Source organism: Mesorhizobium sp. M0016 (assembly GCF_040324035.1).
Classification (GTDB): Bacteria; Pseudomonadota; Alphaproteobacteria; order Rhizobiales; family Rhizobiaceae; genus Mesorhizobium.
The window spans coordinates 21,071-41,388 of sequence record NZ_JAMYVM010000034.1 but is presented as its reverse complement, the minus strand read 5'-3'; the positions used below and the strand labels follow the sequence as shown (position 1 = coordinate 41,388).

Annotated in this window: 19 protein-coding genes; 10 read left to right on the top strand and 9 right to left on the bottom strand. The window is 63.5% G+C overall.

The features are described 5' to 3' along the window. Positions 1–63: 63 nt before the first annotated feature. The 3 genes from NKJ88_RS30465 to NKJ88_RS30455 are packed head-to-tail and all read left to right on the top strand — an operon-like array spanning position 64 to position 2,833. Positions 64–861: an FCD domain-containing protein gene (locus tag NKJ88_RS30465; RefSeq protein WP_023815111.1), complete on the top strand. Its 798-nt coding sequence runs from the start codon at positions 64–66 to the stop codon at positions 859–861. Between the two features lie 12 nt (positions 862–873). Continuing rightward, positions 874–2,010, top strand: a complete 1,137-nt coding sequence (locus NKJ88_RS30460; RefSeq protein ID WP_352446643.1) for an alpha-hydroxy acid oxidase — start codon at positions 874–876, stop codon at positions 2,008–2,010. A gap of 55 nt (positions 2,011–2,065) precedes the next feature. Beyond that, positions 2,066–2,833 carry a metallophosphoesterase family protein gene (locus NKJ88_RS30455; RefSeq protein ID WP_352446642.1) on the top strand — a complete coding sequence of 256 codons (768 nt, stop codon included), beginning with the start codon at positions 2,066–2,068 and terminating at the stop codon, positions 2,831–2,833. Here NKJ88_RS30455 and NKJ88_RS30450 read toward each other — a convergent pair. Then, positions 2,830–2,970: a hypothetical protein gene (locus NKJ88_RS30450; protein ID WP_006206855.1), complete on the bottom strand. Its 141-nt coding sequence runs from the start codon at positions 2,968–2,970 to the stop codon at positions 2,830–2,832. The two genes, NKJ88_RS30455 and NKJ88_RS30450, sit on opposite strands and share 4 nt — an antisense overlap. Before the next feature lie 371 nt (positions 2,971–3,341). Further along, positions 3,342–4,040, bottom strand: a complete 699-nt coding sequence (locus tag NKJ88_RS30445) for a type 1 glutamine amidotransferase (protein WP_023681838.1) — start codon at positions 4,038–4,040, stop codon at positions 3,342–3,344. 86 nt (positions 4,041–4,126) lie between these two features. On the opposite strand from NKJ88_RS30445, the gene NKJ88_RS30440 reads away from it, so the two are divergent. From NKJ88_RS30440 to NKJ88_RS30425, 4 genes are all read left to right on the top strand, one after another. Beyond that, positions 4,127–4,774 carry a hypothetical protein gene (locus NKJ88_RS30440; protein WP_023692351.1) on the top strand — a complete coding sequence of 216 codons (648 nt, stop codon included), beginning with the start codon at positions 4,127–4,129 and terminating at the stop codon, positions 4,772–4,774. A gap of 31 nt (positions 4,775–4,805) precedes the next feature. Next, a complete protein-coding gene (locus NKJ88_RS30435) occupies positions 4,806–5,540 on the top strand; it encodes a 16S rRNA (uracil(1498)-N(3))-methyltransferase (RefSeq protein ID WP_023681840.1) in 735 nt (244 codons plus the stop codon). A 113-nt stretch (positions 5,541–5,653) separates the two neighbouring features. After that, positions 5,654–7,027 carry a glutamate--cysteine ligase gene (locus tag NKJ88_RS30430; protein ID WP_023681841.1) on the top strand — a complete coding sequence of 458 codons (1,374 nt, stop codon included), beginning with the start codon at positions 5,654–5,656 and terminating at the stop codon, positions 7,025–7,027. Positions 7,028–7,117: 90 nt separating this feature from the next. Continuing rightward, entirely contained in the window at positions 7,118–8,182 is a 1,065-nt protein-coding gene (locus NKJ88_RS30425) for a DUF937 domain-containing protein (protein WP_023753910.1), read from the top strand. 233 nt (positions 8,183–8,415) lie between these two features. Here the strand turns inward: NKJ88_RS30425 and NKJ88_RS30420 are convergent, their stop codons facing one another. Then, the gene (locus NKJ88_RS30420) at positions 8,416–8,706 is read right to left on the bottom strand and encodes a DUF1127 domain-containing protein (protein WP_023753909.1); all 291 of its coding nucleotides are present in this window, start codon (positions 8,704–8,706) and stop codon (positions 8,416–8,418) included. 178 nt (positions 8,707–8,884) lie between these two features. Here NKJ88_RS30420 and NKJ88_RS30415 point away from each other — a divergent pair, with 178 nt between their 5' ends. Beyond that, positions 8,885–9,841 carry a LysR substrate-binding domain-containing protein gene (locus NKJ88_RS30415; protein WP_023695095.1) on the top strand — a complete coding sequence of 319 codons (957 nt, stop codon included), beginning with the start codon at positions 8,885–8,887 and terminating at the stop codon, positions 9,839–9,841. Positions 9,842–9,847: 6 nt separating this feature from the next. Here the strand turns inward: NKJ88_RS30415 and NKJ88_RS30410 are convergent, their stop codons facing one another. Further along, a complete protein-coding gene (locus tag NKJ88_RS30410; protein WP_352446641.1) occupies positions 9,848–12,046 on the bottom strand; it encodes a bifunctional diguanylate cyclase/phosphodiesterase in 2,199 nt (732 codons plus the stop codon). 91 nt (positions 12,047–12,137) lie between these two features. Between NKJ88_RS30410 and xseA the strand changes: the two genes are divergently transcribed. Further along, the gene (gene xseA / locus NKJ88_RS30405) at positions 12,138–13,799 is read left to right on the top strand and encodes an exodeoxyribonuclease VII large subunit (protein ID WP_352446640.1); all 1,662 of its coding nucleotides are present in this window, start codon (positions 12,138–12,140) and stop codon (positions 13,797–13,799) included. An 8-nt stretch (positions 13,800–13,807) separates the two neighbouring features. Continuing rightward, positions 13,808–14,926: a DmpA family aminopeptidase gene (locus NKJ88_RS30400; RefSeq protein WP_023823645.1), complete on the top strand. Its 1,119-nt coding sequence runs from the start codon at positions 13,808–13,810 to the stop codon at positions 14,924–14,926. A gap of 33 nt (positions 14,927–14,959) precedes the next feature. Here the strand turns inward: NKJ88_RS30400 and NKJ88_RS30395 are convergent, their stop codons facing one another. The 5 genes from NKJ88_RS30395 to NKJ88_RS30375 all read right to left on the bottom strand — a co-directional run bounded on the left by NKJ88_RS30395 (position 14,960) and on the right by NKJ88_RS30375 (position 20,283). After that, positions 14,960–15,202, bottom strand: coding sequence for a DUF768 domain-containing protein (locus NKJ88_RS30395; RefSeq protein ID WP_023670565.1), 243 nt, complete (start codon positions 15,200–15,202; stop codon positions 14,960–14,962). 620 nt (positions 15,203–15,822) lie between these two features. Continuing rightward, positions 15,823–16,716, bottom strand: a complete 894-nt coding sequence (locus tag NKJ88_RS30390; protein ID WP_023818662.1) for a sugar phosphate isomerase/epimerase family protein — start codon at positions 16,714–16,716, stop codon at positions 15,823–15,825. Positions 16,717–16,782: 66 nt separating this feature from the next. Further along, on the bottom strand, positions 16,783–17,721 hold the full coding sequence (locus tag NKJ88_RS30385) for an ABC transporter substrate-binding protein (protein WP_023753907.1): 939 nt from the start codon (positions 17,719–17,721) through the stop codon (positions 16,783–16,785). 76 nt (positions 17,722–17,797) lie between these two features. Continuing rightward, positions 17,798–18,790 carry an ABC transporter permease subunit gene (locus tag NKJ88_RS30380; RefSeq protein ID WP_023701287.1) on the bottom strand — a complete coding sequence of 331 codons (993 nt, stop codon included), beginning with the start codon at positions 18,788–18,790 and terminating at the stop codon, positions 17,798–17,800. After that, positions 18,787–20,283 (bottom strand): sugar ABC transporter ATP-binding protein, encoded by a 1,497-nt coding sequence (locus tag NKJ88_RS30375; protein ID WP_050588083.1) that lies wholly within the window; start codon positions 20,281–20,283, stop codon positions 18,787–18,789. Before NKJ88_RS30375 ends, NKJ88_RS30380 begins: the two co-directional genes overlap by 4 nt. Positions 20,284–20,318 lie beyond the last annotated feature (35 nt).

Here is a 20,318-nt window from a genome sequence, read left to right as displayed (position 1 = left end):
TTTGACCAGTTGGCGACGCTGGCTTTATCTTGCGCGACACCGGTTCAATTTCCCAGGCCCCCGTTGAGCGATATTTTCTCCAGGATCGAGCATTCGCGCACCGCCGACGAGGTGGTGCAGCAGATCGAAAGCCTGATCCTTGAAGGCGTGCTGCGCACCGGCGACCGGCTGCCGGGCGAGCGCGAGCTGGCGCGCCAGTTCGACGTGTCGCGGCCGATCCTGCGCGATGCGCTGAAGGCGCTGGAAGGGCGCGGGCTGCTGATCACCAAGGCCGGCGGCGGCACCCATGTCGCCGACGTCATCGGCCAGTTGTTCACCAAGCCGGTGACCGACCTCGTCTCCATGCACCGCAAGGCGGTGACCGACTATCTGGAATACCGCCGCGAGATCGAAGGCGTGGCGGCCGAATATGCGGCGCGGCGCGCGACAGCGGACGACATTGCGCTGCTCGACCGCATCATGGCGCGCATGGACGAGGCGCACCGCACCGGCGATTTCGACGACGAGGCGGAAATCGACGTCGAGTTCCACCATGCTGTGTGCGAATGCGCGCACAACATCATCCTCTTGCACACGCTGCGCTCCTGCTACCGGCTGCTGTCTGAAGGCGTGTTCCAGAACCGGCTTCTGGTGTTCAGCGTGCCCGGAGCGCGGGAGGCGCTGCTGGCCCAGCACGGCGCGATCTACAAAGCCGTGAAGGCCGGCGATCCCTCAGCTGCCCGCCAGGCGGCGATGGACCATATCTCCTATGTCGAGCGCTCGATGCTCGAGGCCGAACGCAGCGGCGACTGGCAGCGCGTGTCGCGGCTCAGGCTTAAGCAGCGGTCCGACGCCGACGACGGCTTCAAGACGACTGGCTAACGAGGAACCACCATGAGCGACATCCTCACCATTGCCGATCTCAAGGACCTGGCGCGCCGGCGGGTGCCGAAGATGTTCTACGACTATGCCGATTCCGGCGCCTGGACCGAAAGCACCTACCGCGCCAACGAGGAGGACTTCCAGAAGATAAAATTCCGTCAGCGCGTGCTGGTCGACATGAGCAACCGCTCGCTGGAATCGACCATGATCGGCGAGAAAGTGGCGATGCCGGTGGCGCTTGCCCCAACTGGATTGACCGGCATGCAGCATGCCGATGGCGAGATGCTGGCGGCGCGGGCGGCAGAGGAATTCGGCGTGCCGTTCACGCTGTCGACTATGAGCATCTGCTCGATCGAGGATGTCGCGTCGGTGACGAAGAAGCCGTTCTGGTTCCAGCTCTACGTGCTTCGCGACAAGGATTTCGTGCTCGACCTGATCGACAGGGCGAAGGCTGCGAAATGCTCGGCGCTGGTGTTGACGCTTGACCTGCAGATCCTGGGGCAGCGCCACAAGGATGTCCGCAACGGGCTGTCGGCGCCGCCCAAGATGACGCTGGCCAACATTGCCAACATCGCCATGCGGCCACGCTGGCTGATGGGCATTGCCGGCACCAAGCGCCGCACCTTCCGCAACATTGTCGGCCATGCCAAGGGCGTCGGCGACGTCGCTTCGCTGGCATCGTGGACTACGGAGCAGTTCGACCCCCATCTGTCGTGGAAGGATGTCGCCTGGATCAAGGAACGTTGGGGCGGCAAGCTGATCCTGAAAGGCATTCTCGACAAGGAGGACGCGCTGATGGCGGTCGAGACCGGCGCCGACGCCATCATCGTTTCCAACCATGGCGGGCGCCAGCTCGACGGCGCATCGTCGTCAATCATGGCGCTGGAAGAGATCGCCGATGCCGTCGGCGACAGGATCGAGGTGCATATGGACGGCGGCATCCGCTCGGGCCAGGACGTGCTGAAGGCGCTTTGCCTCGGCGCCAAGGGCACCTATATCGGCCGCCCGTTCCTGTACGGGTTGGGCGCCATGGGCAAGCAAGGCGTGACCCTGGCGCTGGACATCATCCGCAAGGAGATGGACGTCACGCTGGCACTGTGCGGCAAACGGCTTGTGACCGAGATGGGCAAGGACCAGTTGCGGCGATAGGGTCTTGTTCACCGATTAGACCCTAGCCTCGCTGGATCACGGAGACGAAGCCGCCTTGACCGAGACCGGCATCCACTACCTCGACGCGCGCGCGCCGGATGGCATGCGCCTGTATGCGATCGGCGACGTGCATGGCCGGCTCGATCTGCTTGCCGCCATGCATCGCCGCATCGAGAGCGAACTCGAATACAAGCCGACCAGCGATTGGCGTGTCATCCACCTCGGCGACTATGTCGACCGTGGGCCTGAGTCCAAGGGCGTCATCGACTTCCTGATCGAGGCACAGAAACGCGATCCGCGGCATCTGATGCTCGCCGGCAACCACGATATCGGCTTCCTCGACTTTCTCGACGAGCCTGACCCGGAAGGGTTGTTCATGCGCTATGGCGGCGTGCAGACGGCACAATCCTATGGCGTCGACTTGACGGGACACGCAAGCTGGTTCGGCAAGACCGACGCGGTGCGGCGCGGGCACGCCGACCTGGTAAAGGCCGTGCCGCAAGGCCATGTCGACTTCCTGCAGTCGCTGCAATTGTCACTGATATCAGGCGATTTCTTCTTCTGCCATGCCGGCATCAGGCCTGACGTGCCGCTGGAGAGCCAGAGCCCGCAGGACCTGGTCTGGATCCGCGACGTCTTCCACAACCATCCAGGGCTTTACCCGAAGGTGATCGTGCACGGCCACACGCCGGTGCCGGAGGCCGAAGTTGTGCCCAACCGCGTCAATGTCGACACGCTCGCCTGGCAGTCAGGAATGCTCAGCGCGCTCGCCGTAGACGGCGCGGACAAGCGTATCCTGACGGTACAGGGAAAAGCGTTTTAACGGAGGGCGGCGGTGACGCCGTAGCCGTCGACGGCTTGGTGGTTGTTGGCTGCATCGGCGGAATATATGCCGAGACCGCACAAAACGATGGCAGACAGCATGACAAAGGACAGAAGCGCTGCTTTCACGGACGTCATCTCTAGTTGAGCTTCCTGCATCTGGGCACGAGGCGGTTACCAATGCGTTGAAACAACGAATTCGTCTCAAAGTTTCGACGATTTCGCGCTTGTAGGTCGATTCTGTATCGGCGGTGTGTCGCGCGGAGCACACAGAAGGTTCATCGCGGTTGCATTGCCGATTCAGAGCGCGCGCCTTGTAGGATAGCGTTCGGCCACAAACCAAGGACGAAAGAAGTTGTCCCCGGCAGATTCCCCGCCGCGTGCCAATTATGCAACGGATAGAGCGGTTCGCCGCTACGGCGAACCGCTCTATCTTTTTATCTGACGCAATTCCGGACGGAAAACCGCTTCACACTTTTCCTGGAATTGCTGACTGAGCGCGGCCAGTCTCAGATCGTCGCCACCCAGGCGCGGGCAATGGCCAAGCCCGCGGCGTCGGCCTCGGGGCCGTTGCGTGCCATTTCGCTGTCGAGGCGATCCTGCCAGTCGGGATGGCGATCGGCAATCAGCGGCGCGAAGGATGTGCTCCAGTCCCTCACCATCGGCTGGTCGGCCTCGAAATGGAACTGGAAGCCGTAGACGGCGCGGCCGATACGGAACGCCTGGTTCTCGGCAATTTCGCTGCCGGCAAGCCGCACCGCATTTGACGGCAGCGCGAAAGTGTCGTCGTGCCATTCGAAGATGGGGAAATCCTGGGGAAGTGCGCCAAGCACCGGATCGGTTCTGGCGTCCGGCGTCAGCGATACCTTGTGCCAGCCGAATTCCGAGGCGCCGCCGATCTGGTTCTCACCGCCGAAAGAGCGGGCAACCAACTGGCTGCCCAGGCAGATACCGAGAACCGAGCGATCCTTGGCGGCGAAATCGCGGGTCAGTTCGAGCAGCACCGGGAAATACGGGTAGTCATCGTCGGCCAGCGCATTCTGGCCGCCGCCCAGCATCACCATGGCATCGTGTCCGGTCGCGTCGTCCGGCAGCGCATCGCCCTTGTAGGGCCGGCGCAGGTCGAGATCGGCGCCGGCTTCGGCGAGCGCGGCACCAACCTGGCCAAGGCCGGTGTTGTCGTAGTTCTGGACCACCAGCACCCGCATCGCAAAACCCTGCTGACATGAAATGACGCGACGAGCGATATCATGTCGCCAGCATTGCAGCCAAGATGCGTATTCGGGAGAGAGCTATGCCACTGCAGAACCGGGTCGATCCGTTCGGCGCCATCCATGCCATATCCGAGCGCGGCCTGTTCACCGGCAATCGCGGCATCATCCACGATCCTGAGACCAAGACGCTGCTGAAAAAGCGTTGGGCCTTGCCGGCCTGGATCATCTGCGTCTGCCAATTCCGCAATGTGCGGCGCGAGCCGATGGGCAGGAATCGGCCGGGCGGCAGGGCCGGCTGGACCGAGTTGTTCTTCCTCGACGAGGTGACGGCGCTGGCCGCCGGGCACCGTCCCTGTTTCTATTGCCGGCGTGAGCGAGCCACGGATTTTGTCGGGCGTTTCGGCAAAGTCTTCGGTGTAAACGAACCGCGCGCGCCAATGGTGGACAAGCGGCTGCACAAGGAGCGGCTGGCTTCCGGCGGCAAGCCACCTGATGTCACCATGGGAGAGCTTGCCGAATTGCCGGACGGAGCGATGATCGCGGATGGCGGCTCGGCCTATGCGCTGCGCGGCGGCAACGCGCTGCCCTGGTCGTTCGCAGGCTATGGCGATGCGGCGGCCTTCGACAGCCTTGCCGGCCGGTCGCTGCGCCTGCTCACACCGGCCACGACCGTTTCGGTGCTGCGGCACGGTTTTGAACCGGTGTGGCATCGTTCCGCCGAGACTTGACGCCAGGCACCGCCTCGCCCATTCCTCGGCGATGCGCGCCAATTACAAGATGCAGCGGCTGTTCGTGCCGGACGACCTCGCGGCAGGCATCGAATTCGATGCCGGCCAGCAGCAGAGCCATTACCTCATGCATGTGCTGCGGCTCGGCGAAGGCGCCGAGATTCTGGTCTTCAACGGCCGCGACGGCGAGTGGTCGGCGGCGATCGCTTCGAAGTCGAAGAAGGCGGTGCGGCTGAGAGTGCTCAGCCAACAGCGGCCGCAACCGCCTTTGCCCGATCTAGTTTATTGCTTCGCGCCGCTGAAGCAGGGGCGGCTCGACTATCTCGTGCAGAAGGCGGTGGAGATGGGCGCCGGCATCCTGCAGCCGGTGATCACCCAGCACACGCAATTGGCAAAACCCTCCATCGACCGGCTGCGCGCCAATGTCGTCGAGGCGGCCGAGCAATGCGGCATACTGGCGGTGCCGGAAGTGCGAGAAGCCGAGAAATTCGAGCGTCTGCTCTCCGGCTGGGACAAGGAGCGGCGACTGATCTTCTGCGACGAGGACGCCTCGACCAACAACCCGCTGCCGGCATTGCAGGCGGTGCCGGAGAAGAAGCTGGCGCTGCTGGTCGGACCGGAAGGCGGCTTTTCCGACGACGAACGCAAGATGCTGCGGGCGCTCCCCTTCGTCACTGCCATCCCGCTCGGACCGCGCATCCTGCGCGCTGACACAGCAGCTGTAGCGGCGCTTGCGGTGATGCAGGCGACGGTCGGAGACTGGTAAGAAGCGTAAAGATCAATTCCTGTGACCTGTGGCTCAGGATTTTTCGCTTGATCGGCTGCTGACATTTCGTCCATTTAGCGCCGGCGGGCTCCGAGAGCCGCAGAGGGGGCCCCATGGCGCGCGACACAACCGATTTCCGGCCAATCGAAGACATCGACGAACTGGTCGAGCATCTGGCCGAAGGCAACAAGCCGCGCGACAAGTGGCGCATCGGGACCGAGCACGAGAAGTTCCCCTTCTATGTCGACGGCAACGCGCCGGTGCCTTATGGCGGCGAGCGCGGCATCCGCGCCATCCTCGAAGGCATGCAGCAAAAGCTCGGCTGGGACCCGATCATCGATGACGGCCGCATCATCGGCCTGGTCGAGCCGACCGGCCAGGGCGCGATCTCGCTCGAGCCGGGCGGCCAGTTCGAGCTGTCGGGCGCGCCGCTGGAAACGATCCACCAGACCTGTCGCGAGGGCAATGCGCATCTGGCGCAGGTACGCGAGATCGCCGAGCCGATGGGCATCCGCTTTCTCGGCCTCGGCGGCAGCCCGAAATGGTCGCTGGCCGAGACGCCGAAAATGCCGAAATCGCGCTACGAAATCATGACCCGCTACATGCCCAAGGTCGGCACCAAGGGTCTCGACATGATGTATCGCACCTGCACCATCCAGGTGAACCTCGACTTCGAAAGCGAAGCCGACATGCGCCGCAAGATGCAGGTGTCGCTGAAGCTGCAGCCACTGTCGACGGCGCTGTTTGCCAACTCGCCCTTCACCGACAGCCGGCCGAACGGACTGCAGAGCTGGCGCGGCGACATCTGGCGCGACACCGACAACCAGCGCTCGGGCCTGCTCGAATTCTGCTTCTCGCCCGAGTTCGGCTTTGCCGACTATGTCGAATGGGCGCTCGACGTGCCGATGTATTTCGTCATCCGCGACGGCCACTATCACGACATGACGCACATCACCTTCCGCCAGTTCATGGCCGGCGTTGCCCGCAATGAAGTACCGGACGGACTGCCCACCATGGGCGACTGGGCGAACCATCTGTCGACCCTGTTCCCTGACGTCAGGCTGAAGCGCTTCCTCGAAATGCGCGGCGCCGATGGCGGGCCGTGGCGCCGCATCTGCGCGCTGCCGGCCTTCTGGGTCGGGCTGCTCTATGACGAGGCCGCGCTCGACGCCGCCGAGGCGCTGACTTCGAGCTGGACCTATGAAGAAACGCTGGCGATGCGCAATGCGGTGCCGGAACAAGGCATTTCCGCGCCGTTCCGCAACACGACGCTGCGTGAGATCGGCCGCGATGTAATGACGATTTCGCGCCTTGGGCTGAAAAATCGCGGCAGGAAGAACCGCGACGGCTATGACGAGACCTCGTTCCTCAACACGCTGGACGAAGTCGTGGCGCGCGGTACCACCAGTGCCGAGGAAATGCTGTCGGCCTACCACACGCGCTGGGGCGGCTCGATCGAGCCGGTGTTCATGGAATATGCGTATTAGCGTCGCGCCTTGAGCAGCGGCAAAAGCCGCTTCAATCGAACATCGAAACGAACTAGGTTCTCCCTGGAGGATTTCCCGGAGGAGAAACCGATGCCTACCTTGTTCGACATATTGGCGCAGGCGCAGAACGGCAACGGCATGCAGGCGCTTGCCCAGCAGTACGGGCTTTCCATGCAGCAGACGCAGGCGGCTGTCGCCGCTCTGCTGCCGGCCTTCTCGCAAGGGCTGCAACGCAACACCGCCGATCCCTATGGGCTAGGCGCCTTCATGACGGCGATGGCGAGCGGCCAGCACGCCAAATACTTCGAGGACGCGACCAGGGCTTTCTCACCGCAAGGCGTCAATGAGGGCAATGGCATTCTGGGTCATCTGTTCGGCTCGAAGGAGCTGTCGCGCGCGGTGGCCAGCCAGGCCGCGCAGGCGACCGGCGTCAGCCAGCAGATCCTGCAGCAGATGCTGCCGGCCATCGCTTCGATGGTGATGGGCGGATTGTTCAAGCAGACGACAAACCAGTTGACCGGGGGTCAGATGCAGGCCGCCGGTGGCTTCGGCGGCGGCGGCAGCAATCCGCTCGGCGAGATCATCGAACAGATGATGCGGCAGGCGGGCGGCGGGGCACAGCCTGCGCCGCAGCCAGCACCCAATCCTTACGGTGAGAACCCGCTGGGCAAAGTGCTGCAGGACATGTTCGGCGGCGGCGCCCAACAGCCGCAAAGCCAGCCGCAACAGGCGCCCAACCCATATGGCGACAATCCGCTGGGCAAGGTGCTGCAGGATATGTTCGGCGGTGGCGCGGCACAGCAACCGCAGGGCCGGCCGCAGCAGCCAACACAGCCGCAACAGACGCAGAGCCCTTACGGCGACAACCCGCTGGGCAAGATTTTTGAAGAGATGATGCGGCAAGGCGGTGGTGGCGGCTTCGGCCTGCCCGGTGGGCAGCCGGCGCCGCAGCAGCCGCAAGCACCCCAGCCGCGACAGGCACCGCAGGAGCGCCAGGCGCCGCAACCGCAGGCCAATCCGAGCGGCAGGCCACGCAATCCGTTCGACGATATTTTCGGCAAGATGTTCGAGACCGGCGCCCAGCAGCGCGACGACTATCAGAAGGGCGTGGAAACGATCTTCGACCAGTTCAAGCGGGACATGGACCGGCGGTAGTTGGCGGTAGTTGGGCGCTGACCTTCGCGGCTTCGGAGCAAGGAACGAAGCGACGCGGCGCAGACCGCACGATGACGACGGAGCTTTAAAAGAAAAGCCCGGTCCTGGAGGAGGACCGGGCCAGTGTGCAGGCTGGCCGGCGGGGAACCGGCAGGGAGTGGGGAGCCTGCTATACTCGTTGGTCGTAGCGAGCCTGAGAAAGGTTCACGGCAACCGAAACAATGCGCCCGATATCACGCTATCTGGCGGGCGAGATCTTCGATTGTATCGGCGCGATCGCTCGCAATCGCACGCAGCTTCACGGTCGGATCGGCGCCGAACGGCACATCGATGGCGACATGGAGATCCGCGCGCGTCAGGCCGATATCGGCGAGTTCGGCGTCCGACATCTCGCCGAGGCGATAGAAGGCCCGGCGATTTTTCCAGGCCTGGTAGGCATTGAGAAGGGTGTTGGCCACGCGCGTCGCAACGGCCGGACGCGAGGTGATGCGCGAGGTCGCGGTGGCGAAATCAAACGTGGTCATGTCGGTCTCCTTCAGACTCGAACTGGACAAGACCAGGCGATCGGCGCTGGGGACAGCGGCCGTTCCGGTCTCGATTCACATGCCTTCATGTGGACAATGTGAATTTGCCACGCACCGATTGATTAATCCAACGAATGTTTCTAATCTTTAGCATCAACGCTACTGATGGATTGGACCGATGAAAGCGCCACTCGATCTCGACCAGTTGCAGACCTTCATCTCGATTGCCGATACCGGCAGCTTTACCCGCGCGGCCGAGGAAGTGCTGCGCACGCAATCGGCGGTGTCGATGCAGATGCGCCGGCTGGAAGAGCGGATCGGCAAGCCGCTGTTCGAAAAGGACGGCCGCACCAACAGGCTGACCGAGGAAGGCGACAAGCTGCTCTCCTACGCGCGCCGCCTGCTCTATCTCAACCGCGAAACGCTGGCCGCCTTCGATGACCAGCGGCTCGAAGGCACCATCCGCATCGGCACCCCCGACGACTATGCCGACCGGTTCCTGCCCGAAATCATGGCACGCTTCACACGGTCAAACCCGCGCGTCGAACTGACCGTCATCTGCGAGCCTACGCCAGGCTTGGTCGAGCATATCAAGCGCGGCAATCTCGATCTTGCGCTGGTGACGCACAACGATACGCGCGGCCAGTCGGAAGTGGTGCGGCGCGAGCCGCTGCTATGGGTGACCTCGGCCAACCATGCCACGCACGAACAGGAAGTGCTGCCGATGGCCTTCGGCCGGCCGAACTGCATCTGGCGGCGCGCCGCCGTCGATGTGCTCGACCGGCAAAACCGCGACTATCGAATCCTGTTCACCAGCTTCTCGGCCACCGTCATCACCGCCGCGGTGCTGTCGGGGCTGGCGATCTCGGTGCTGCCGGAATGCGCGCTGCGGCCCGGCATGCGAGTGCTGGGCGAAGCCGACGGTTTTGGCGCCCTGCCCGACTGCCGCATCGGCATCATGCGCGGCCAGACCTCGCGTCCCGAAATCGTCGACGCTCTGGCCCGACACATCTCGGAAAGCCTCGACAATATTTCCGTGCCGCTCGGCGAAGAAACGGGAAGCTTCGATTTCGCCTCGCTCGCCTTCGCCAAGATGAAGCGGAGCAAGCCGAACCAGATCCTGCCTGGCTGGTAGGAACGATCAGGCCGACGCTGCCGCCTCCGTCGTTGCGTTGGCCGACGACAGGCTGGGCAGCGCCACCAATTGCGCCGGCTCCAGCGGCGGCGACAAGAGGTAGCCCTGCAGCTGCTGGCAGCCCATGGCGACCAGCAGCGCCTTTTGCACCTCGGTCTCTACGCCCTCGGCGGTGACCTCGACCTTGAGCGCGCCGGCGAGATCGATCAGCGCCTTGACGATGGCGCCCGAATTGCCGTCGCCGTCGAGAAGCCGCACGAAGGAGCGGTCGATCTTGAGCTTGTCGATGGCATGGCGGCGCAGATAGCTCAGCGACGAATAGCCGGTGCCGAAATCGTCGAGCACAATGCCGACGCCCGACTGGCGCAAGGCTGCCAGAGCCGCTCTGGTGGTGTCGTTGTTTTCCAGGAGAACGTTTTCGGTGATTTCGAGCTGCAGGCGCTTCGGCGCCAGTCCGGTTTCGGCGAGGATCAAGGCAACCTCTTCGGCAAAGCCGGCGTCGCGCAATTGCAGCGGCGAGACATTGACGGCGAGCCACGGCAGTTTGGTCTTCACGGCGAAGCGGCAGGCTTCCAGCAGGGCCCATGCGCCGAGCTGCCCGATCATGCCGCGTTCCTCGGCGATGGCGATGAACTGCGCCGCCGGCAGTGCGCCATGGACCTCATGCGCCCAGCGGATCAGCGCCTCGGCGCCGACAATGGTCTTGCCATCGCTGGCAAAGACCGGCTGGTAGGCGAGCTTGATACCGGTGCCGCCATTTAGCGCGCTGCGCAGCTCGCTCTCGACCTTGCGCTTGCGCAGCAAAAGGTCGTCCATGTCGCCGGCGAAGACCTGGTAGCGGCCACGGCCGTTCTTCTTGGCTTCGTAGAGCGCGATGTCGGCCTTGCGCAGCAGATCGTCTGCATCGGCATCAGGGCCTGTCGACAAGGCTATGCCGATGCTAGCGCTCATAAAGACCTGATCGTCCATCAGTTTGAACGGCTCCTGCAGTTTCTGCAGCACCCTCTCGGAAATATCCTCTGCGTTCCTTACGTCGCGGACATCGATCAGGATTACCGCGAATTCGTCGCCACCCAGCCTTGCCACCGTGTCGACGTCGCGAACAGTATGGTGAAGCCTGGCCGCCGTCTGGCGCACGAGTTCGTCGCCTGCCGGGTGACCAAGCGTGTCGTTGACATGCTTGAAGCGATCTAGATCGAGATAAAGCAGCGCGACCTTGCTTTCATTGCCGGAGGTAAGCAAGGCACGCCGCAGCCTGTCCTCGAACAGTGCCCGGTTGGGCAGGCCGGTGAGCGTGTCGTGAAAGGCGAGATATTGCGCCTGGGCCTGGCTGGTCTGCAGCGCCGATGACGCACGGCGCAGACGCCGGAGCAGAAAGGCGAGGACGCTCGCCGCAACCAGCGCGGCCAGAGCCAGGGCCGGGCTGGCCTTGCCCACCAGCGTCAGGCCGGGCCGTTCCTGGTCCCAGGCAATATAGCCGAGGATGACACCCTGTTTGTCGATAAGCGGAATGGCAGCCGAGCCAAGCGGCTGAGCCATCGGCAGGAGATGCGCCCCCGCCAGAAGATATTTCTGCGCGATCTTGCCGATCACCGCGTCGTTGATGAACTCTATGGAGACATGCAGATATTCGCTGCCGGATGCCTGGGTGACGCGATCCGAACTCGGCACCAGAGGCATGACGCTGAGTATGGCAGGCTGACCGCCAAGCGAGACCAGATCGTCGGCAACGAATTTTGCGCCGGCCTGGCTTGCGTCCTTGCTCATCATCTGGCGCAACCTGGCGATTGTCGGCCGCAAAGCGGGTTCGTCCTCGCCAAAGACGGCAGGCGACACGACCTTCCCTTCGCGCATGGCGTGGACCGGCCGGTTGGCGTCGTCCAGCACATAGACCCGGTTGTGGCCGTAATACGAGGACATCCAGACGCTGAGATTCTCTGCCATCCAGGTCTGGTTGCCGGCCTTGGCGTTGATAACGGAATCATCCCAGACGGCGACGCTTTCCTGCTCGCGCTTTACCGCGGCGACCTGGTCCTGCAGGCCGTTGGCCAGGAAAACCTTCTGCCGCTCGAGCGAGACCCGGTCGGCCTGCATGGTGGCGTAAAGGCCGAAGCCGACAACGATGGCCAGTGCAAAAACGGCAAGCGTCAGCACCGTCAGGGTGACCTGGAACGTCAACGGGCTGCGTTGTCTGCGGGCGCTCATGCGTCCTCCTTGGCCCAGAGTCAATCAGGACAGGCTTAAGATCAAGTTATGGAATCTTGACGCGGAGCGACAACAGCCGCTCAATCGGCCGATGAGCGACGCAGAATCCGAATCACGAACCAATGCCACCGAATACACGGTGAGCGAGATTTCCGGCGCGCTGAAGCGCACGGTCGAGGATGTCTTCGGCCATGTGCGGGTGCGCGGCGAAATTTCCGGCTATCGGGGGCCCCACTCTTCCGGCCATGCCTATTTCACGCTGAAGGACGACCGCGCGCGGCTTGACGCGGTGGTCTGGAAAGGCACGATGGGCCGGCTGAAATTCCGCCCCGAAGAGGGGATGGAGGTGATCGCCACCGGCAAACTCACCACCTATCCCGGCAAATCCAACTACCAGATCGTCATCGACAATCTCGAGCCGGCGGGCGCCGGGGCGCTGATGGCGCTTTTGGAAGAGCGCAAGCGGCGACTGCAGGCCGAAGGGCTGTTCGACGCCGGCCGCAAGCGGCGGCTGCCCTTCATGCCGCGCACCATCGGCGTCGTCACCTCGCCGACCGGATCGGTGATTCGTGACATCATCCATCGCATCAAGGACCGCTTTCCGCTGCATGTGCTGGTCTGGCCGGTAAGAGTCCAGGGCGAGACGGCGGGGGCGGAAGTGACGGCCGCCGTCAACGGCTTCAACGCGCTGGCCTGGGATGGCGCGATTGCCCAGCCCGACCTTCTGATCGTGGCGCGCGGCGGCGGCAGCCTTGAGGACCTCTGGGGGTTCAACGATGAAGGGCTGGCGCGCGCCGTCGCCGCCTCGCGCATCCCGGTGATTTCGGCCGTCGGCCACGAGACCGACTGGACCTTGATCGACCTCGTCGCCGACATCCGCGCACCGACGCCGACAGGTGCGGCGGAGATCGCGGTGCCGGTGAAAGCGGACCTCGAAGCGACACTAGCCAGTCTTGGCGCACGTCTCAAAGCAGCCACCTTGCGCAATTTCGAACGCAAGCGGCAGGCTTCACGTGCGGCGGCCCGCGCGCTGCCCTCGCCCGACCAGTTGCTGGCGCTGCCGCGACGGCGGCTGGACGAGGCGGCCAGCCGGCTTAGCCGGGGGCTGATGGTCTCCACCGAAAGAAAGCGAGCTCGGTTCTTCGCCGTGAAGCTCACTCCGGCAACGCTGTCGCGGCGGATTGCCGAGGCGCGACGCACCAACGACCGCAACCTTTTGCGGGCCCAAGGGGCGCTGCGCGCATTGGCGAGAGCCCGGCGCGCGGAGTTGAATCGTGCGGCGGATCAGTTGCCAAAATGTGCGAAAGCATCCCTGCAACGGCACAGGCAGCAAATGGCTTTGCTGCAAGGCCGCATTACGATCGAGCCAACGGCACGGCGGCAAACCGTGCAGAGGGATCTGCTGACAGCTTTGACGAGACGTGGCACGCAAGCGGTACTGCTCAGGCTGGAGCGACTGCGCGGCCGCATCGTCCAATCCGAGAGGCTGATGGCAACGCTGTCGCACAAGGCTGTGCTGGCCCGCGGCTTCGCGCTGGTCAAGGATGCCGACGGCGCGGTGATCAAACTGGCAGTTGATGCGGCGCCGGGCGCTGGCCTGCAGCTGGAGTTCGCCGACGGCATCGTAAATGCAGTCGCGACCGGCGACGCCGAGCGGGTGCAGGCCGTTGCCAAACCAGCGGCCAGCAAACCCGCCGCAAAGCCGACGGCCAGCAAACCGAAAGAGCCGGGCAATCAGGGCTCGCTTTTTTAGAGGACCGCATGACCGAACATGACCCGCATCTTCAAACGCCGGCGGGCAAGCCGCGCGCGCGTGCTTTCGGCATTGCCTTCGAGGGCACGCCGGGCGGCTTCAACGCCATCACCGATGTGCCCGGCGTATCGGTCGGCTATGCGACGCTGATTTCCGGCGAGGGTCTGCTCGAGGTTGGCACGGGGCCGGTGCGCACCGGCGTCACCGCCATCCTGCCGCGGCCGTTGGCTGAGCTCGCCACGCCGGTGTTTGCCGGTGTCTTCAGCCAGAACGGCAATGGCGAGTTGACGGGGTCGCACATTATCGAGGAAGTCGGCGCCTTCAACCTGCCGGTCACGATCACCAACACGCATTCCTGCGGCGTTACCCGCGACGGCACGCTGCGCTGGATGCAACGCGTGCTGCCGGCGGCGCTCGACAGCGGCTGGGGCCTGCCGGTTGCGGCGGAGACCTATGATGGTTTCCTCAACGACATCAACGGTCATCACGTCGGCTTCGAAGATGTCGAAGCCGCGCTCGACGGTGCCGCCGGTGGAGCGATCGAGGAAGGCAGTGTCGGCGGCGGCACCGGCATGATTGCCTTTGGCTTCAAGGCCGGCTCGGGCACGGCATCGCGCATCGTCGAGTGGCAGGGCATCAGGCATACGGTCGGCGTATTCGTGCAGGCGAATTTCGGCAAGCGGCGCAATTTCACACTGCGCGGCGCCCGCGTCGGGCCCGATCTGGTAGAGCCGGCGATGTGCGAAGGCACGCCGCGTGCCCAAAAGGGCTCGATCATCGCCATCGTCGCCACCGATGCGCCATTTCTGCCGCACCAGATGAAGCGGCTGGCAAAGCGCGTGCCGCTCGGCATCGCCATGACAGGCGGCTTCGGCTACCACAGTTCGGGCGACATTTTTCTGGCCTTCACCACCGCCAATCCGCAAGCAGCACTTGCACCATCGGGACGAACCGCAAACGTCGCTTACATCCCGGACGTCGATATCGATCCGTTCTTCGATGCGGTGGCGCAAGGCGTAGAGGAGGCGATCCTCAATGCAATGGTCGCCAATGAGGATATGAGCGGACGCGACGGCAATTTCGTGCCGGCGCTGCCGAAGGCCTGGCTGAAAGATCGATTTGGATAGAGGACAAGGCCTGGCGGCACCAGGCCTGTTGCGTCACGGTTTGGCCGCGTTGCTCTGGTCGGCCTCGGCCGCCTCTTCGAGCCGCGATGCGATCAGTTCCTGGATGTCGCCGACTTCTTCCTGGATATCTTCCAGCGGAATGCCGACCTCAGCGGCCTTGGCCGCGCACTCCTTGGCGAGGGTCTCGGCCTGCTTCTCGATCTTTACCGGCGAGTGCTGGCAGTGGACCTTTTCACCGATCCATCCGCGCAAGAACTCGATCGCATGTTCACTCATACTGCTTTTCCCTGGCGGCTATGCCGGTTGGTAACCGTAAACGTCCGCACCCGGTAAAGGATGCATGCTGCCATTCGAACCGAGTCGGCTTCGCCCGGCAAGTTGATCTTGTCGGAGGTCCGAAGAGCCGAATGAAGGGAAGGGTTCAATGAGCACGTTCTGATTGTTTGATAGAGTGGTACGTTGGCCGGGATCGGCTTCGGCTCTATGCTATTGTTCTTACGATCTTTTCCTGCTGTCGACGGCCGATTTGTATCACAATAGGGATCACAACGCGTAACACATTTTCTGCTGCTTCGTGGTACACCGCCACAGCTACGCGGTCGAAGCCGCCGCTATATAGTGACATCATCATGCGATGTCGACTCTATCAGCTATCCTGCTTCTTTCCGCCGCGCTGTGTCAAACGTCATCCCCGTCCAGTATGGAGATTGGATGGCCCCGGAGGGCGTATGAAAATGTTGATGTTATTGCGTTTCGTGGCCAAAATCAGAAACCTCTCGTCAGCGTCACCCCGCTCGACTGCCTCCGCCACACTCAGCGCCTCCGACGTCGATTCCTTGCACGTAAGGCGCGGGCCGGATGAACGACAACATTGGCGCTTTGGCAGTGCGCTCCTGCTAAGGACGATGTCTCGATGCGACAAGCTCTGCCTTGCGCTGCGCCGTCTCCAACCCGATTGCGATGAAGGCGCGCGCATGCCGGGCCAGTTCCATATTGTCGGCCCACAGATTGCGCCAGATCGCGGTCTTCCGTGACAGGTTCTCGTCGACGATCTTCGACGAGAAGGATTCAAAGCTGAGGTCGTCCCTATAGCCGATTGCGGTTAGCGCATCGAAGATGGCGGCAAAGTCGATATTGCCGGTGCCGAGGAAACCGCGATGGCTCTCGCCGATATGGACATAACCGATCTTGTCAGCGGCATGGCGGATAGCCAGTCCGACATCGGCCTCCTCGATGTTCATGTGGAAGGTATCGAGATGCAGGAAGATGTTGTCGGAGTCGGTGTCCGCGATGAAGGCCAGGCCTTGTGAAGCGGTGTTGAGCAGATTGCTTTCGAAGCGATTGACGATCTCCAGATTGAGCGTGACACCGGCGGACTTGGCCGTCTCCGCAACCTTCGCAAGTGTCCCCGCGCTGCGGTTCCACTGATCGCGCGTCGGCGCCTGCGTCTGCAAGCCGTGGCTGGTACTGAGGATGCCGCCAATCTTCTGGCCGCCGAGATCGCGGGTGAGCGCGATCGTCTCGTTGAGGATCTTGACGCCGCGCGCGGCAACCGCCTTGTCGGCACTCGAAATGTCGCCGTCGGCCGGCAGGCCGATGCTGATCGCGACGCCAAGCTTGAGGTCGGCGATGCGCCTGGCCAGCCCGCCAACGTCGACATTGGCCGGGTCAAGATAGGAGAACTCGATCAGGTCGAAGCCGGCCTCTCTGGTGTTGGCCAGCGTGCGTTCGAGGTCGCCTTGCGCCGAACTCGCCGACCAGACGAAGGAATGAATACCGATGCGCGACATGATCGTCTCCCGTTTCTGGAATTGAGATGCGGCCGGGTTGCCCCGGCCGCATCGGCCTTGGGAGGCTTAGCGGGCTGCGGTCCAGCCCTTGTAGTCTTTCAGGTTCTCGGCCGTGATCAGCTTCGGGTCGAGCAGCACGGTCGGCTCCGCCGGCTTCTTGCCGGCAAGCAGCTCAGCCGCCATCGTCAGCGACTGGCCAGCCATCACGTAGGGATCCTGCGAAGCCGAGGCCTTGATCAACGAGGTGCCGGAAGCGAGTTCCTTCTCGATATCGGGAGCGCCATCCACTGCGGTGAAGATGAACTCCGAGCGATTGAGCTGCTTGGCCGCAAGCTGGGCGCCGATCGCCGTCGGATCGTTGATGGCAAACACCGCATCGATCTTGTCGAAGCGGGTGAGCAGCGACTGGAAGACCTTCAGGCCGCCGTCGCGCGAGCCTTCGGCATTCTGGTCGTCGGAGAGGATCTTGATGTCGGGGTGTTTTGCAAGGACGTCCTTGCAGCCCTTCACCCGCTCCAGGATCGACGACGACGCCGGGCCGTTGAGGATAACGTAGTCGCCCTTGCCGCCGGTGTGGTCGACCAGATACTGGCAGGCCTCTTCGCCGGCCTTGACGTTGTTGGTCATCACGGTGACGTCGGCGCCTGGCGCCGAGACGTCGAAGGCGGCAACGACGATGCCCGCTGCTTGCGCCTTCTTCACCGCCGGGCCGATCGCCTTGGCATCGACCGCATTGAGCATGATCACGTCGACCCCGGCGGCGATGAAGGAATCGACCTGAGAGACCTGCTTGTTGAGGTCGTAGTCGGCCGACACTGACGTCACCTCGACCTTCGGGTTGATCTTCTTGGCCGCGTCCTCGATGCCCTTGATGGTGGCGACGAAGAAGGGGTTGCCGAGCAGGCCGACCGAGATGCCGACCTTGTTGAGGTCCTTGGCCGATGCGGGCGCGATGGCGGCAGCCGCGAGTGCGACGCCGCAGAGCAGTTTAGCGATGGTCTTCATTGCTTTCCTCCAATTGCCCCGCGCCTCTCACGGTGCGTTACACAAACCGGTCGTTTACGCCGGCGACCAAGGTCAATCACGTTCTCGCTCCTGCCTGGAGCCTGTAGCGGTCGAGGGCGACTGCCACGATGATGACCAATCCCTTGATGATGTACTGCCAGATGTCCGAGACACCGGCCAAGATAAGCCCGTTGGAGAGCACCGCTATGATCAGGCCACCGATCAGCGTACCCCAGATCGAGCCGACGCCGCCGACGAAGCTGGTGCCGCCGAGAATGACCGCGGCAATGGCGTCGAGTTCGTAAGACTGCCCAAGCTGCAGCCCGTTGGCCGCATAGAGCCGGGCCGCTGACATGGCGCCGCCAAGGCCGGCCAGCAGGCCGGAAACGCCATAGACAAAGAGCAGCACCAGCGGCACCTTGATGCCGGTCAGCCGCGCCGCTTCGGCATTGCCGCCAACGGCATAGATCCAGGTGCCGAGCACGGTGCGCTTGAGCACCAGCCAGGACAGCACCACGATCGACAAGGCGATGATGACCAGCCACGGAATGCCGAACAGCGAACCGTTGCCGATGAAGTCGAACGGCAGGTCCGAGTTGAACACCGTGGTGTCCTGGCCGAGCAGGCGGGCGACGCCGCGCACAGCGGTCAGCGACCCCAGCGTGACGATGAAGGGCGGCAGTCTGATATAGGCGATCAGCAGCCCGTTGATGACGCCGAAGCCGAGGCCGACGAGAATGGCCGCCGGCACGCCCAGCAGTCCCCAATCGGGCACCAGCGACACCATCACCGCCACCATCGCCGAGGCGGCAAGTATCGAGCCGACGGACAGGTCGATCCCGCCGGTCAGGATGACGAAGGTCATGCCCGCTGCCAGCACGATGTTGATCGACGATTGCTGCATGACGATCAGCAAATTGGTCTGGGTGAAGAAGCGCGCGTTCATCAACTGGAAGCCGACCGCCAGCAGGATCAGGATCGGCAGCATGCCAAGGGCGGCGAAGGCGGTGCGCAACCGCCGGCTCCTGCCGACAACCTGGCCACTGATCTCGGTCGCCTTGTCGGTCATCCCTTGGCCGCTCCCGTTGCAAGTTCCATGATTGCTTCCTGGCGCAGCGGCTGGTCTTTGGACGCCGTAACCTCGCCGGCAATCGTGCCGTCGCGCATTACCAGCACGCGGTCGGCAACGCCGATCACCTCCGGCAGTTCGCTGGAGATCATCAGGATGGCGATGCCCTTTTTGGCGAGATTGTCGATCAGCCGGTAGATTTCCGACTTCGCTCCGACATCGACGCCGCGCGTCGGTTCATCCAGGATGACCACTTGCGGCTCGGTCTCGAGCAGGCGGGCAAGCAACACTTTCTGCTGGTTGCCGCCCGACAGCGAACCGGCATTGGCCTGTACCGACCTGGTGCGGATGGAGAGATCCGAAACGGCAGTGGCAGCACGTCTCTCGGCGGCTTTGAAATCGCGCAAGCCGCCGGGCCGCGCATCCCTGGCCAGCACGCCCATGCTGATGTTGTCGGAGATCGACATGTCGAGAAAGAGGCCGAGCTCCTTGCGGTCCTCGGTGAGATAGGCGATGCCGGCATTCAGTGCCTCGCTTGGCGAGCCGATGGTTACGGGCTTGCCGTCGAGTTCCAGCGTGCCGGCGATGCGTCTGTCGGCACCGAAGATCAGTCGCGCGAGTTCGGTGCGGCCCGAGCCGACAAGGCCAGCCAGAGCCAGCACCTCGCCCTTGTACAGTTCGAAGGAGCAGTTCTTCAGGAGATTGCCGTCCGCCATGCCGCGCACCGACAAGGCGACCGCGCGCTTGTTGTCCGGCGGGCGATGATCCTTCCTGTAAAAAGCGGACAGGTCGCGGCCAACCATCATCGAGACGAGGCGCGAGGCGTTCAGCTCGGCACGCTCGAGTGTGCCGACATAGCCGCTGTCGCGCAGCACGCTGACACGGTCGGCCAACTGGTAGACCTCTTCCATGCGGTGGCTGATGTAGATGATGGCGATGCCTTGCGACTTCAGCGTCGCGATGACCTCGAAGAGACGGTCGGTCTCGCGCGAGGTCAGCGAGGTGGTTGGCTCGTCCATGACGATGATGCGCGCGCTGGTCGAAAGCGCGCGGGCGATTTCGACCAGCTGACGCTCGCCGAGCGACAGGCTGGAAACCTGAGCCCGTGCGGAGAAGGACACGCCGAGACGCTTGATGATCTCATTGCTGCGCCGGTAGCATTGGTCGCGGTCGACGATGCCGAAACGCCTCGGCTCATTGCCGAGGAAGATGTTCTGCGCGACCGTCAGGTTGGGCGCCAGCGACAGTTCCTGATAGATAACCGCAATGCCGTGAGCCCGCGCCTTGATCGGGTCGCCGGTGGCGACCGGCACGCCGTCGATCAGTATCTCGCCGCCGGCATCAGGCCGATAGGCGCCGGACAGCACCTTCATCAAAGTCGACTTGCCAGCACCGTTTTCACCCATCAGCGCATGGACTTCGCCGGCATGGACGGTCAGCGACACGTCCTGCAAGGCGCGGACTGGCCCGAACGTCTTCGAGATGTGCCGCATTTCCAGCACTGGCTGGCGCGTGACTTCGGCCTGAG

Coding starts and splice junctions, on each gene's coding strand:
- NKJ88_RS30460 (WP_352446643.1), top strand. CDS start 874: ATGAGCGACATCCTCACCATTGCCGATCTCAAGGACCTGGCGCGCCGG.
- NKJ88_RS30450 (WP_006206855.1), bottom strand. CDS start 2,970: ATGACGTCCGTGAAAGCAGCGCTTCTGTCCTTTGTCATGCTGTCTGCC.
- NKJ88_RS30445 (WP_023681838.1), bottom strand. CDS start 4,040: ATGCGGGTGCTGGTGGTCCAGAACTACGACAACACCGGCCTTGGCCAG.
- NKJ88_RS30440 (WP_023692351.1), top strand. CDS start 4,127: ATGCCACTGCAGAACCGGGTCGATCCGTTCGGCGCCATCCATGCCATA.
- NKJ88_RS30435 (WP_023681840.1), top strand. CDS start 4,806: ATGCGCGCCAATTACAAGATGCAGCGGCTGTTCGTGCCGGACGACCTC.
- NKJ88_RS30430 (WP_023681841.1), top strand. CDS start 5,654: ATGGCGCGCGACACAACCGATTTCCGGCCAATCGAAGACATCGACGAA.
- NKJ88_RS30425 (WP_023753910.1), top strand. CDS start 7,118: ATGCCTACCTTGTTCGACATATTGGCGCAGGCGCAGAACGGCAACGGC.
- NKJ88_RS30420 (WP_023753909.1), bottom strand. CDS start 8,706: ATGACCACGTTTGATTTCGCCACCGCGACCTCGCGCATCACCTCGCGT.
- NKJ88_RS30415 (WP_023695095.1), top strand. CDS start 8,885: ATGAAAGCGCCACTCGATCTCGACCAGTTGCAGACCTTCATCTCGATT.
- NKJ88_RS30410 (WP_352446641.1), bottom strand. CDS start 12,046: ATGAGCGCCCGCAGACAACGCAGCCCGTTGACGTTCCAGGTCACCCTG.
- xseA (WP_352446640.1), top strand. CDS start 12,138: ATGAGCGACGCAGAATCCGAATCACGAACCAATGCCACCGAATACACG.
- NKJ88_RS30400 (WP_023823645.1), top strand. CDS start 13,808: ATGACCGAACATGACCCGCATCTTCAAACGCCGGCGGGCAAGCCGCGC.
- NKJ88_RS30395 (WP_023670565.1), bottom strand. CDS start 15,202: ATGAGTGAACATGCGATCGAGTTCTTGCGCGGATGGATCGGTGAAAAG.
- NKJ88_RS30390 (WP_023818662.1), bottom strand. CDS start 16,716: ATGTCGCGCATCGGTATTCATTCCTTCGTCTGGTCGGCGAGTTCGGCG.
- NKJ88_RS30385 (WP_023753907.1), bottom strand. CDS start 17,721: ATGAAGACCATCGCTAAACTGCTCTGCGGCGTCGCACTCGCGGCTGCC.
- NKJ88_RS30380 (WP_023701287.1), bottom strand. CDS start 18,790: ATGACCGACAAGGCGACCGAGATCAGTGGCCAGGTTGTCGGCAGGAGC.
- NKJ88_RS30375 (WP_050588083.1), bottom strand. CDS start 20,283: ATGCGGCACATCTCGAAGACGTTCGGGCCAGTCCGCGCCTTGCAGGAC.